The sequence below is a fragment of the Virgibacillus flavescens genome (genome assembly GCF_050574275.1).
Lineage (GTDB): Bacteria > Bacillota > Bacilli > Bacillales > Amphibacillaceae > Virgibacillus_F > Virgibacillus_F flavescens.
Map to the genome: position 1 here is coordinate 1212561 of NZ_CP192260.1, position 12142 is coordinate 1224702.

17 protein-coding genes are annotated in these 12142 nt (G+C 39.8%); 9 read left to right on the top strand and 8 right to left on the bottom strand.

Going from position 1 to position 12142, the window contains the following annotated elements:
* Window positions 1-22 precede the first annotated feature (22 nt).
* The 3 genes from VBD025_RS05930 to VBD025_RS05940 all read left to right on the top strand — a co-directional run bounded on the left by VBD025_RS05930 (window position 23) and on the right by VBD025_RS05940 (window position 2615).
* Window positions 23-1051, top strand: a complete 1029-nt coding sequence (locus VBD025_RS05930) for an AimR family lysis-lysogeny pheromone receptor (protein ID WP_430790236.1) — start codon at window positions 23-25, stop codon at window positions 1049-1051.
* A gap of 476 nt (window positions 1052-1527) precedes the next feature.
* Window positions 1528-1842, top strand: a complete 315-nt coding sequence (gene spoIIID, locus VBD025_RS05935) for a sporulation transcriptional regulator SpoIIID (RefSeq protein WP_430790238.1) — start codon at window positions 1528-1530, stop codon at window positions 1840-1842.
* A gap of 50 nt (window positions 1843-1892) precedes the next feature.
* Window positions 1893-2615 carry a hypothetical protein gene (locus tag VBD025_RS05940; RefSeq protein ID WP_430790240.1) on the top strand — a complete coding sequence of 241 codons (723 nt, stop codon included), beginning with the start codon at window positions 1893-1895 and terminating at the stop codon, window positions 2613-2615.
* Between the two features lie 55 nt (window positions 2616-2670).
* On the opposite strand, the gene VBD025_RS05945 is transcribed toward VBD025_RS05940, so the two are convergent.
* Entirely contained in the window at window positions 2671-3690 is a 1020-nt protein-coding gene (locus VBD025_RS05945) for a nuclease-related domain-containing protein (RefSeq protein WP_430790242.1), read from the bottom strand.
* Between the two features lie 398 nt (window positions 3691-4088).
* Between VBD025_RS05945 and VBD025_RS05950 the strand changes: the two genes are divergently transcribed.
* From VBD025_RS05950 to VBD025_RS05965, 4 genes are read left to right on the top strand one after another with little or no spacing between them, the layout of a single operon-like run.
* Window positions 4089-5090, top strand: coding sequence for a rod shape-determining protein (locus VBD025_RS05950; protein WP_430790244.1), 1002 nt, complete (start codon window positions 4089-4091; stop codon window positions 5088-5090).
* Window positions 5091-5129: 39 nt separating this feature from the next.
* The gene (locus VBD025_RS05955; RefSeq protein WP_430790246.1) at window positions 5130-5933 is read left to right on the top strand and encodes a flagellar hook-basal body protein; all 804 of its coding nucleotides are present in this window, start codon (window positions 5130-5132) and stop codon (window positions 5931-5933) included.
* Between the two features lie 10 nt (window positions 5934-5943).
* Window positions 5944-6774 carry a flagellar hook-basal body protein gene (locus VBD025_RS05960; RefSeq protein WP_430790249.1) on the top strand — a complete coding sequence of 277 codons (831 nt, stop codon included), beginning with the start codon at window positions 5944-5946 and terminating at the stop codon, window positions 6772-6774.
* A 43-nt stretch (window positions 6775-6817) separates the two neighbouring features.
* Window positions 6818-7216 carry a DNA-directed RNA polymerase subunit beta gene (locus VBD025_RS05965; RefSeq protein ID WP_430790251.1) on the top strand — a complete coding sequence of 133 codons (399 nt, stop codon included), beginning with the start codon at window positions 6818-6820 and terminating at the stop codon, window positions 7214-7216.
* A 671-nt stretch (window positions 7217-7887) separates the two neighbouring features.
* Here VBD025_RS05965 and VBD025_RS05970 read toward each other — a convergent pair.
* Window positions 7888-8034, bottom strand: a complete 147-nt coding sequence (locus VBD025_RS05970; protein ID WP_430790253.1) for a lmo0937 family membrane protein — start codon at window positions 8032-8034, stop codon at window positions 7888-7890.
* Window positions 8035-8197: 163 nt separating this feature from the next.
* Between VBD025_RS05970 and fabZ the strand changes: the two genes are divergently transcribed.
* A complete protein-coding gene (fabZ, locus tag VBD025_RS05975; RefSeq protein WP_430790255.1) occupies window positions 8198-8617 on the top strand; it encodes a 3-hydroxyacyl-ACP dehydratase FabZ in 420 nt (139 codons plus the stop codon).
* A gap of 391 nt (window positions 8618-9008) precedes the next feature.
* Entirely contained in the window at window positions 9009-9299 is a 291-nt protein-coding gene (locus tag VBD025_RS05980; protein ID WP_430790256.1) for a hypothetical protein, read from the top strand.
* A gap of 150 nt (window positions 9300-9449) precedes the next feature.
* Here the strand turns inward: VBD025_RS05980 and VBD025_RS05985 are convergent, their stop codons facing one another.
* From VBD025_RS05985 to VBD025_RS06010, 6 genes are all read right to left on the bottom strand, one after another.
* Complete coding sequence (locus VBD025_RS05985) at window positions 9450-9638, bottom strand: YjfB family protein (protein ID WP_430790257.1); 189 nt, start codon at window positions 9636-9638, stop codon at window positions 9450-9452.
* Window positions 9639-9721: 83 nt separating this feature from the next.
* Complete coding sequence (locus VBD025_RS05990) at window positions 9722-10399, bottom strand: YtxH domain-containing protein (protein ID WP_430790258.1); 678 nt, start codon at window positions 10397-10399, stop codon at window positions 9722-9724.
* 28 nt (window positions 10400-10427) lie between these two features.
* A complete protein-coding gene (gvpJ, locus tag VBD025_RS05995) occupies window positions 10428-10745 on the bottom strand; it encodes a gas vesicle protein GvpJ (RefSeq protein WP_430790260.1) in 318 nt (105 codons plus the stop codon).
* A 32-nt stretch (window positions 10746-10777) separates the two neighbouring features.
* A complete protein-coding gene (locus VBD025_RS06000) occupies window positions 10778-11080 on the bottom strand; it encodes a gas vesicle protein K (RefSeq protein ID WP_430790262.1) in 303 nt (100 codons plus the stop codon).
* On the bottom strand, window positions 11058-11321 hold the full coding sequence (locus VBD025_RS06005; protein ID WP_430790264.1) for a gas vesicle protein: 264 nt from the start codon (window positions 11319-11321) through the stop codon (window positions 11058-11060). The genes VBD025_RS06000 and VBD025_RS06005 overlap by 23 nt, the downstream gene beginning before the upstream one ends.
* 14 nt (window positions 11322-11335) lie before the next feature.
* Complete coding sequence (locus VBD025_RS06010) at window positions 11336-12136, bottom strand: GvpL/GvpF family gas vesicle protein (protein WP_430790266.1); 801 nt, start codon at window positions 12134-12136, stop codon at window positions 11336-11338.
* Window positions 12137-12142: the final 6 nt, after the last annotated feature.

Below are 12142 nucleotides of genomic sequence, written 5' to 3' on the forward strand. Positions count from 1 at the left end.
GTAAGGAGAAAGTGAGCGTAAAATGAATACTGAAACAGTAACCGAATCTATCCTTTCCGTTGCAAATAACGGAAATTTGTCACTGGAACATCTGATTGCAATGTTATCCACACAACATGATGAGCATACTGTTATCACTTTAGTTCGTAAGCTGTGTCTGCAAAGTAAAAAGAATGATGTAATGAAAAAAGGAATGGAATTTTTGTACATGAATGGATTTTACGAAGATCTCCAGCTGCTAATTGATAGAAACAAAAAGTCTAGGAATATGTCTAATAATAAATGGGCAGTAATCTATCAATTAATGCTCGACCGGAAGCTGAAAAAAATTAAGCCATTAGTTGTTATCCACCACGCTGCAGAACTGCATAGTGATGATCCGGAATTGATATCGATAATAGAGTTTGCCAAAGCATCCTCATACTATGAGATGCGGGACTTCGCTAAAATAGGAAATTTCCTGGAAAAACAGCAGAAATTGTATACTTCTATTCTGGATCCTTTTCTTATTTCATCTCTTAACTTTCGGCTATATCAATTATTGTTCTTCTATCATTGGTGCCGGAATGAGCTAATTATTGCCAGAAAGTATGCCTTTAGAGTTCTGAATTTAACAAATAACCCTCGAACAAGAGCAACAATTAACATTAGTTTAGCACTCACGTATACGTTTGACACGTACCAGCAAGGAATGTATCACATGGAGGAGGCAAAAAAAATATCACTGAAACATAATCTAACAAGGAATTTAGAACTAATTAATAACTGTAACATCCCATTTCTCTCGGCCCACCATAAACGAGTGCAGGGAATATCGACTAATGAAAAAAGTGAACAGGCTCACCTTGAAATAGCAAAAGGAAACTTGAAGCGAGCTGAGAACATACTAATAGAATTACCTGCATATAGCCCGTTTCAATTGTATTACCTGGGAGTTGCAACCAACGATAAAGATCTCTTGCACCAATCCTACAGCAGTTTTATCGAAAAAAACAAGGATTATTTTTTCTGCCGACTGCCGATTCAGGCTCTGCAGGAAATGGGAACATAATAATTGAAATTCTAAAGGAGTTCGCCATGAAGGCGGGCTCTTTTTTATAGGTAAGAGAGCATAAATAATTTCTTACTGCAAAAATGCAACTAAAGCTTTCGCCATTAAGACGTGAAAATAAGTTGATTTTTCTAAAATTTTTAAAAATACTTCTTGTCCCTTTCCGAAAAGGAATAAATTTAATCATAAACGGGCCCGGCATGTAATAAAATGTTACAAACCAAGCATTCAGTAATGTCTGAGGTGAGAGCTTGTGTGGCATGTGAGAAACCGTAGCAGCAACCCCCACTGTACATATATTTTATTTCATTTAATTTCCCGTAAGTGTACTGGGTCTGGAACGTATAGGAATAAACTGGATATTTTTCAGTACATGAGATCAATTTGTTCTTTGAAAAAAAGAGACAGCCACATCTAACTGAATCACCTTGTCTCATTCCACACCTCGGAATTATCAACTTAGGGAGGCGAATGGTGTGCACGATTACATCAAAGAAAGGACAATCAGGATAGGCAATCATATCGTGGAGACGAGGAAAACCGTCCGAATGATAGCAAAGGAATTTGGTGTATCCAAAAGCACAGTCCACAAAGATCTGACAGAACGCTTACCAGAGATCAACCCAAAACTCGCAAATCAAGTGAAGGATATTCTCGAGTACCACAAAGCCATCCGACATCTCCGCGGAGGTGAAGCAACCCGGAAAAAATATAAAATTAAACCACCCAGCAGCACCGCATCCGTAAGACTGGACACCACAAAAGTCACAACCGCCAAACCAGCAGGATAACGTCGACCAATGATCCCCAGCGCTTTAGTGCGGCTGGGGGTTTTTGGGGTTTGCGCTGTGCGGGGGCGGAGCGGGGAGAACGGCCGAAGCGGGATATCGATGTCGAGCATGGTTTTATCCATCTGGCACTTCTGCATATCGATCTCGTCCAAGGGTATATCCATCGCGAAAAAAATAATATCAATCTCGAGAAAAATATTATCACTGCCGGGAGCGGAAATATCGATCTCGAGCGGGATATCGGTGGCGAGCCCGGTTTTATCCATCTGGCACTTCTGCATATCGATCTCGTCCAAGGGTATATCCATCGCGAAAAAAATAATATCAATCTCGAGAAAAATATTATCACTGCCGGGAGCGGAAATATCGATCTCGAGCGGGATATCGGTGGCGAGCCCGGTTTTATCCATCTGGCACTTCTGCATATCGATCTCGTCCAAGGGTATATCCATCGCGAAAAAAATAATATCAATCTCGAGAAAAATATTATCACTGCCGGGAGCGGAAATATCGGTCTCGAGCGGGATATCGGTGGCGAGCCCGGTTTTATCCATCTGGCACTTCGGCATATCGATCTCGTCCATGGGTATATCCATCGCGAAAAAAATAATATCAATCTCGAGAAAAATATTATCACTGCCGGGAGCGGAAATATCGATCTCGAGCGGGATATCGGTGGCGAGCCCAGTCTTATCTATCTGGCACTTCGGCATATCGATCTCGTCCATGGGTATATCCATCGCGAGCTCGGGTTTATCCATCTGGTACTTTGAGATATCGATCTCTAGCACAGGCATATCATTCCATAGCAAATTAAAACGTAAAAACTTAATTAATTGTAATCTGTCTCTTGAATATAAATTCGGAGTCTTGCGGATAGTTCTCTATCGTTGGAGTATGATATTTACGGCCTTTGTTTGTGCCAGTGTGGCGGAGGTTCATTGCATTTAAAAGGAAATATGATGTTTGAGAGGACGTCAATTGTAATAGTTCTCTGAATTCACTGTTAGTTATCGTAGGGCTGTGGAGGAGAAAATGGTCCAGGATCACTCGAATATGATCAGTGGGTCCGCTGCATCTGCATTTTGGGCATAACCACTTTTTGAAATGGCGTATCATTGGATAATGAAAACACTTGTAGCACGGGATCCCTAGTATAAAATAATCGTTATTCAAATTATAGTAGTCCATAAGGTTTGGGCGACGCTCCGTATGTCCGCTTATCAGATAATTTTTCAGTTTTTTCATTGTAGTGATTCCAACCTGTTCTCTTGCATAGTTCTGGTTAATCTTTTCGAGTTGATGAAGTAGACTTTCAAGATGAATCAGCTTATTCAATACCTTCGGATCCCGCTGATTATGTTTAATAATTGTAGAAGGATTACTGATGACAACAATGGACTCCACCGGAATATTGTACAGTTGCCGTTCTTCCAACCAGGTTAACAGATTTATTTTCTGCGTTTCCGCTTGAAGAATTGGATCTTTAAATCCATCTTCTTTATCTCCATCCTTTCTAATGAATTGATTGAAATCTGAATCATATTCTACACTTCCTCTGATGTTTTTCGTTTCAATAATTATGATAAATTTTTTAGTGAGAATTAATGTATCCATTTGAAAATAGCGATTTTCCGTTTTTAATCGGAGATCCATGAAAATCATTGCGGGCTTGACTGTATACATTTTCAACTTATAATCAACCATCCGTTCTCCTTGGTAACCGTAAAAATATCGTTTGTAGTCGTTTTGTAAAATCGTGTTTTCCCTGTATTGCGGTTTTATTCTGCGATACAGAGCTTCGTACGCTAATAAATTATTTGATTTAAAGCGGTGCTTTACTATCAATACTTCACTCCCCTTTACATGTTCGATCTACTATATTCTACAATTTTTTTAACAAAATGCACTTCAGTAAAATCAATTTTTATGTAATTCGTTTCGTTTAAATTCTTGATTGTACTGCGATATCGATGTTGAAAAATTGTGTATCGATGCCGAAAATAGAGTTATCGGTCTTTAGAAATTAAATTTCACTGTTGAAAAAGAAAATATCACGCTTGAGCGAAAATTTATCAACATTGAGTTTAAAAACATACAAATCAACCCCCACAAATACAAAATTCCCTGCATAATTTTTGTTTTTTTGCATTATTTTAAGAGATCTTGTGGTAAAATATAATATTAGTAGCATTGTGTTCGTAAACTAATGTGAGATAGTAAAGTAACAGGGAGGATCTTAATTAATGTTTTCTCGTGATATCGGAATTGACCTTGGAACTGCCAATGTCTTAATTCATGTAAAAGGTAAAGGAATCGTATTAAATGAACCATCTGTTGTAGCGATGGACAAGAATACTGGAAAAGTACTCGAAGTTGGAGAAGCTGCACGTCGTATGGTTGGACGTACACCAGGAAACATTGAAGCCATTCGCCCGTTAAAAGATGGGGTTATTGCTGACTTTGATGTGACAGAAGCAATGTTAAAGCACTTTATTAATAAAATTAATGTTCGTGGATTTTTATCTAAACCAAGAATGTTAATCTGCTGCCCAACGAATATTACAAAAGTTGAGCAGAAAGCAATTAGAGAAGCTGCTGAGAAATCAGGCGGCAAAAAGGTTTATCTGGAAGAAGAACCTAAAGTTGCAGCAATCGGTGCAGGCATGGATATTTTCCAGCCGAGCGGTAATATGGTTGTTGATATCGGAGGAGGAACTTCAGATATAGCCGTTTTATCAATGGGTGATATCGTTACTGCTGAATCGATCAAGATGGCTGGTGACAAATTCGACGCGGAAATTTTATCGTACATAAAAAAGAAATACAAGATGCTGATCGGTGAACGTACCGCTGAAGACATTAAAATTAATGTCGCGACTGTATTTGCAAATTCCCGTAAAGAAGAAATGGATATCCGTGGCCGGGATATGGTAAGTGGCTTGCCGCGTACCATCACTGTCTATTCAGATGAAATTGCTGAAGCATTACAAGAATCTGCAGCACTGATTGTACAGGGTGCGAGAAAAGTATTGGAACGCACACCACCGGAACTATCGGCGGATATTATTGATCGCGGCGTTATTCTGACAGGTGGAGGCGCAATGATTCATGGTATTGACCAGTTGCTGGCCGAGGAATTAAAGGTACCAGTATTCCTGGCAGACGAGCCTATGAATTGTGTTGCTAGAGGAACTGGAATCATGCTTGAGAATATTGATAAAATTGAACGAAAAAAAATAATGTAACAGCAATTCACAATCCAATCGTAAAAGGAGTTGAACGCTTTGCTTCGAGGGTTTTATAGTGCAGCAAGTGGAATGATTGCTCAGCAGCGTCGTCAAGAGGCATTGGCAAATAATATTGCGAATGCTAATACACCAGGATATAAAGCTGATCAGCCGACATTACGTGCATTTCCTGAAATGTTGATGAAACAAATAGGGTCAACCGAGCTTCCGACTGAAAGGGGCTTTAACGTACCTGGAAATCAAACGATAGGAGCACTTAACACAGGTGTGTATGTCCAGGAAAATGTACCGAAGTTTATTCAGGGAGATATTCGTGAAACAGGGATATCTACCGATTTGGCGTTAATTAATGGTGCTTTTCCAGATGAAGCTGGAGGGTTGTTTTTCACTGTGCAAAATGAAGCGGGCGAACAACGCTATACGCGAAATGGAAATTTTACTGTTGATGGACAAGGGTTCTTAGTGGCAACAGAAGGGTACTATGTTTTGGACCAGGCAGGGAATCGAATCCAGACGGATGGCCAGGATTTCACGGTTACACAGGACGGAAACGTACAAGCGGCCGGACAGAACATACCGCTTGGCATTGCTTATACCGAAAATGTTAACCAAATGGCAAAAGAAGGAAACGGTCTGTTTGCTGGTGAAGCAGGTGCCGTTCCAGCTGGGGCAACGTTTACAATTCAACAGGGATTTTTAGAACAGTCAAATGTGGATACGCTGCAGTCGATGACAGAAATGATGGAATCATATCGTATGTTTGAGACGAATCAGCGTGTATTGAAAGCATATGATGAGAGTATGTCTAAAGCAGTAAATGAAGTGGGACGACTACGCTAGGAGGGATTATGTGTCAAGAATGATGATTCAGGCAGCGGTAACGATGAATCAGCTGCAAAGTAAACTCGATTTGATTGGAAATAACTTAGCAAACAGCCAAACTACTGGTTATAAAAGCCGTCAAGCAGATTTTTCTTCTTTGCTGTTTCAACAAATTAATAATATGACCGATCCTGCAAATGCGGAGGGTCGTCTTACTCCGGATGGAATTCGAGTTGGATCAGGCGCGAAACTTGGATCGACCAATATTAACTTGGCATCAGGTGCAATAAAGGAAACAGGGCGTGGGCTAGATACAGCACTTCTTGAAAAAAATCATCTTTTTGAGGTACAGGTTACCGAAAATGGTGTGGAAGAAACGCGGTTTACACGTTCTGGTAACTTTTATCTTTCTCCTGTAAATAACAATCAGGATGTTATGCTGACGACCAGTGACGGGAACCCTGTTCTTGGCGAGAATGGTCCGATAGTAATTCCTGCAGGTTTTGAGTCGATTTCAATTGAGGAAAACGGTCAAATCGTTGTAACGCGTGGAAATCAAACACAAGAAGCGGGTAGACTCTCGATAGTGGAAGCAGTTAGACCACGATTGCTTGAGGCTGCTGGCGACAATACGTTCCGACTGCCTGATCTTCAGGAACTGGGATATAATCAGGATGAGATTATCCAGATGACGAATCCAAACGCATCTATGTTGCAAAGCGGAGCTCTCGAACAGTCCAATGTTGATGTTTCTAAAGAGATGACGGACTTAATGATGGCCCAGCGTTCGTATCAGTTTAATTCCAGAACCATTTCGATGAGTGATCAAATGGCAGGTCTGGTAAATCAATTGCGATAAACAATCTGTTTAATTTTTGCAAGTGAGTTAGGAGAAACAAACCATGTCAAAACCTGAATTGAAAAATGAAGAAAAAAAACCAGGCTACTTGCCGAAGCTGCAGGAAAAAATGAAGAAATTAGCACCAAAGAAGAAATCAAAATTGGAAAAACCATCTGAGGATAAAGCTCATAAAAAGCAGAGATCGAAGCAAAAAGAAGAGCAATCGTCAGAGGTATCTACCAGAAAACAGCAAAAGGCAGAAAAAAAGAAGAATAAGAAACCTCGGCGCCGTGCTTTTCCAATTTGGTTACGAATTATCGTAGTTCTTCTTCTATGTGCATTAGCATTAGCTTTAGGGGCAATGGTTGGATATGGCATTATCGGAAGTGGCAAGCCGAGTGATGTGTTTGACATGGAGACCTGGCGTCACATTTTTGAAATAGTAACAAAAACTGAGTAAACGAAAAGCATGGCTTCTGATAGCCATGCTTTTTGAATTTATTTATAGTCGCCTTCGCTTTTCTTTTTTCCAGCTGCGGCTCCTAGAAGCTGCCGTCATAAGCAATGAACACTTAGAACGCTTAACCCTTGCGTTCTTCGGTTCCTTGCTTATGCGTCTGCTTCTAAGCAGTCGCCTCCGCTTTTCTTTTTTGTCCAGCTGCGGCTCCTAGCGCCTAGCAAATAGGTCACTGAAAAAGTTACATATAGTACAAAATAAGCGGATCTAACCTCGCATCTTCGAATATACTGCGCTTTCCGCGGGCGAGTGTTGAGCCTCCTCGGACTTGCGTCCTTCGGAGTCTCACCGATCTCTTACTTCCCGCAGGAGTCTCCGTATATTCGAGATGCTAAGTTAAGATGAAAAGTTAAATTCTTAAAATCCACCACTTTTCAGCCGCCTCCATAGCAAATAGGTAGACATGATGAAAGCAGGGGAAGAGCACCCTACTGTTCACATGCCTATCTATTTGTACGCCGCTAAGCAGTCGCCTCCGCTTTTCTTATTGTCTAGCTGCGGCTCCTAGAAGCTGCCGTCATAAGCAATGAACACTTAGAACGCTTAACCCTTGCGTTCTTCGGTTCCTTGCTTATGCGTCCGCTTCTGAGCAGTCGCCTCCGCTTTTCGTTTCTTTAAGGAATTTTTCTTCCGGTGAATAGTCGAACGAGTAAAACGATTAAAGCAATAACAAGTAAGATGTGGATTAGGCCGCCTGCGATTTCAAACATAAAACCGAGTGCCCACAAAATAACTAGAATAACTAATATTGTCCAAAGCATGTTAGTGCCTCCTTTCTTCAAATATAACTACTAAATAGTGCGAGTTGTTATACTTAAATTACCTCAAATTCATCAAAATCAAACATTTTTTGCTATAATAATAAATATGCACTACTTAGCTTCACCATTTTTTAGACAATCATACATAGGGAGCGATTCAATCATGGATATACAGGAAATTAAAGAAACCATTCCACATCGGTACCCTTTTCTGTTAGTGGATAAAGTTATCGATATGGAAGTTGGAAAAAGTGTTACAGGCATTAAAAATGTGTCAATTAACGAACCATTTTTTCAAGGGCATTTTCCGGATTATCCTGTAATGCCTGGAGTACTCATTTTGGAAGCTTTGGCGCAAGTTGGAGCGATTGCAGTTCTTGGAATCGAAGAAAATAAAGGGAAGATTGGATTTCTTGCTGGTATTGACAAATGCCGTTTTAAACGACAAGTTAAGCCTGGAGATCAACTCAAATTAGAAGTGGAAATCATTCGAATCAAAGGACCAATTGGAAAAGGCAAGGCTGTTGCAACGGTGGATGGCGAAGTAGCTTGTGAAGCGGAAATTATGTTTGCGATAAAATAATTGTTTGATTGGATGAGGCAGGGACAAATCCAAAATAGACTAATCAAAAGAAGAACATTATGAAAAGATAATTTGAGCTCCGACACAATGCGTAGACAAAATACGAAGACTCCAGTGGGAACAGCACGAGTCTGAAGGCACCACAGGAAAGCGAAGTATTTTGACGAAGCGATTGCCAAAGCAAAGAATCCGAACGAATTATACGATTTCGTTCGGATTCTGCTATAGGTAATAAACTTTTGTCCCAACCTCATCTTTTACTATATATAATAAAATATATATATCCAAAAAATTCCTCCTTATTAATCAAAATTGTTTTGAAAAAAGTAGTATTACATTCAAAATTATGGATAACCTAATGGCGAAAGTAACATATAAGGAGGAAAACATCATGAAAAAGAGTCTTTTAATAAAGTTTGGCGCACCAGTATTAGCGTTATCCCTTATGACAGCTTGCGGAACAGCAGATAATGAAGATCCTGCGAACGAAGAAGCACCATTAAATCAAGAGGATGACAACAGTAATCAGAACAATATGGAAGAGAACAAGGATGGCGGCATGAATGAGGATGGCGGCATGAATGATAATGGTGACATGAATAAGAATGGTGAGACCGACACTGATAATGGTGCAGATGGTACGAACGAAGACACGATGAATGACGATAAAGATAATCAATAATTTTTTTGAATGGCATTCGCTTCGTTTTTGATAGCGAGTGCCTAATTTTCTTAGCAGTTAAGAAAGTATAAATAATTTACATTCAACAAAAAATGACAGGGCTCTAGTGAGTCCTGTCATTTTTCTCTTGTACACTCAGCGATATTCTTACTATGCCTGAATGTCGACTACTTTTCCAAGTGATGGATGAGGCGCCTCAACACCGCTTGATTTAAGCATGTCCAGCAGCTGTTGATTTTGTTGCTCTGCGACACCCATTGACTTGCTCATAACAGCAAGGCCGGCACTTGAACGGACGCTGTGGTTTGCCATTGCAACTGACAATGCGGCAATATCCATGGTGACACCTCCAAGATTCTATCTTTCCAGATCGTACACCTTACATATCGGCATGTCTTCGTAAATTTTGAACTAAAAATCTATTATTCAGATGTAGCCTTTGAAGTTGCACTGCCCTTACTTGTAGTTGAAGAGCTTTTTTTCGTAGTAGCTTTTTTGCTGGCAGCAGGCTTTTTCTTAGCTGCTGGTTTTTTAGCAGGGCTCTTTTTAGGCTTAGCTTCTTCTTTCTTTACTTCTTTTTCTTTAACTTTTTCTTCATTTTCATCTTCTTTAGTTTCGTTTGATTCTTCTGAAGGTGTTTCTTCATCTTGATCTTCTTCAGTCTCTTCGTCATCTTCTTTTACTTCTTCTTCGTTAGACTCTTCCGTATCTTCTTCATCTTCATCGTTATTCTCATTGCCTTGTGCGTCTTCCAGCTCATCCGAGTACAGTTCAGATTCAGTCTCTTCTTCGTCGTCGTCCTGTTCTTTCTTCTTGCGTTTAAACTTGCCTGCGAATTGCTTGGATTTTTCAGAAGTATTCGTCTTGAAATCAGCAAGCTTTGCTTTCGTGTTTCCGCTTACTTCAACTGTTTTATTCTTTGCAGATGATACTTGATCCGTAATATCGGTTCGTAATTCTTTACCGGATTTTGGAGCTAACAATAACGATGTAAGCGATCCGACAAGACCACTTACGAGGCTTGCAGTTACCACCTTTTTGTTATTCTTTAATACGTTTTCTGCTGCCTTCTTTTTTGCTTGTTTTTTAACTTCTGGCATGATTAATTCCTCCCTAATATTAAATTAATTAACTTAACCGATTTCCACTTGTCATCTTTTTTTCAAGGTCATCGAGTCGTTTTCGAAGTTGATCATTTTCTTCTTTAAGCTTATCCTGATCCTGTAATGCCGATTTTGAATTTAAATACGGGTCAGTTTCCCACCAATCCATACCAATCTCTTTTGCTTTGTCAACGGATGCAATTATTAAACGAATTTTGATGGAGATTAACTCGATATCCGCAATACCTACGCGAATATCACCAGCAATTACGACACCTTTATCCAAAATCGTTTCCAGCACGTCAACAAGATTGCTTGACCTGGTTGATTGTTCAATAGCCATAATTTATTCCCTCCTAACTTTCCTGAAGCGTGCTACAATAAATTTCCGAGTGGTCCAAGATCGATATTTAAATCTTCATCACTCAGGTCGAAAATTTCTTTTAATTCGTCCATTTTTGTCTCTAAATTCATAAGCGAGACTCCAAGGTCTTCAATTTCTTTTTCGGTAAGATTCCCGCCGTCGACTCTTCGTAATGCCTGACGTTCTACCAGCTCACGTAACAGTTCAATTACGGTTAAAACAAGCTGGGCAAGACCTTGTTCGGCTTTATCGGTATCAAGGTTTATACGCCCGGTTTTCTGTTGGCGGTGTTCAAGATTTGTTGTTGATGGCACGGTTTAACTCCTCCTCTTCGTACTCAAACCGTTTTGTTGACAGCTGTTCAGCAGTTTCACGATTTGACTGAATAAGTGTTTCGACAGAAGCAATGAGGATACGTAGATCAAGATAAACCAAATCAATTCCTGCAATCGAGATAATAATATCTCCTTTAATCGCAACACCTTTATCCAATACAACGTCAAGAATATCAATTAAAGCAATGTCCTTATTTGCGTATGCTTTTCGTTCTGACATGTCGATCCACCACCTTAGGCTAATTTTGCAAAATGATATGCAGGCCATGGACCAGTGAGTTCAAGCTGCCAGCCACTTGCTTCATATTTTTCTTTTAATGCTTTCAATTTGGCAAGGAAGCCTTCTGTATCAGATTCCTGAATCAAATATACACTGTTCCAGCACATTTCTTCTGATCTACCAGTGACATCCTTATTCCAGTTTTTCTTAACCTCGTTTTTAATGCTGCTTGCTTTTAATTCATCATGCAGACCAGCGGAGAAATACTCTTTTTCCTTATCTGCCTCTTGGTCAATTATTTTATCAAGCTTCTTCTTTTCTAAGAATTGCCTTCCGGGTGAAAGTGATTCAATTTCCTTCTTCTTCTCATCTATAGTCAAACTGTGCTCCTCAATACTTGTTCGAAGCATTGTATTGTCACAATATATTTTCAAATTCCATTCTTCTTTGTCTGATAAAAAATCCAGTGATGCAGCCATCGAGTCTGTGAAAGATTCAAGTTTCTCCCTGAGACTTGCGTTACTTTCGTAAATCGTACAAAATTTCATTGGTATAACGGTGTACGATTCGTGCAGCGTCATCAGCATTTCATGGTGATGGAAAGCTTTCACTTGTAGCCATTCTGCGTTTGTCATTTTTTCTTCCAGCGCCTGTTCATTAAACTCAGACTCTCTGATATCACAAACTACTGCCTCCACGCTGCCTATAGACAACGTGTAAATAGGCTTTTCATCAATCCCTGCCAGCTGTGGAAGGGGAGTCGTTTCTGTTTCTTTTTTCGGTATAATACCATATAAATAAAATAAATTTCCCATAATAAC

Coding starts and splice junctions, on each gene's coding strand:
- VBD025_RS05950 (WP_430790244.1), top strand. CDS start 4,089: ATGTTTTCTCGTGATATCGGAATTGACCTTGGAACTGCCAATGTCTTA.
- VBD025_RS05970 (WP_430790253.1), bottom strand. CDS start 8,034: ATGCTTTGGACAATATTAGTTATTCTAGTTATTTTGTGGGCACTCGGT.
- VBD025_RS06010 (WP_430790266.1), bottom strand. CDS start 12,136: ATGGGAAATTTATTTTATTTATATGGTATTATACCGAAAAAAGAAACA.
- VBD025_RS05930 (WP_430790236.1), top strand. CDS start 23: ATGAATACTGAAACAGTAACCGAATCTATCCTTTCCGTTGCAAATAAC.
- VBD025_RS06005 (WP_430790264.1), bottom strand. CDS start 11,321: ATGTCAGAACGAAAAGCATACGCAAATAAGGACATTGCTTTAATTGAT.
- VBD025_RS05990 (WP_430790258.1), bottom strand. CDS start 10,399: ATGCCAGAAGTTAAAAAACAAGCAAAAAAGAAGGCAGCAGAAAACGTA.
- gvpJ (WP_430790260.1), bottom strand. CDS start 10,745: ATGGCTATTGAACAATCAACCAGGTCAAGCAATCTTGTTGACGTGCTG.
- VBD025_RS05980 (WP_430790256.1), top strand. CDS start 9,009: ATGAAAAAGAGTCTTTTAATAAAGTTTGGCGCACCAGTATTAGCGTTA.
- VBD025_RS05985 (WP_430790257.1), bottom strand. CDS start 9,638: ATGGATATTGCCGCATTGTCAGTTGCAATGGCAAACCACAGCGTCCGT.
- VBD025_RS05965 (WP_430790251.1), top strand. CDS start 6,818: ATGTCAAAACCTGAATTGAAAAATGAAGAAAAAAAACCAGGCTACTTG.
- fabZ (WP_430790255.1), top strand. CDS start 8,198: ATGGATATACAGGAAATTAAAGAAACCATTCCACATCGGTACCCTTTT.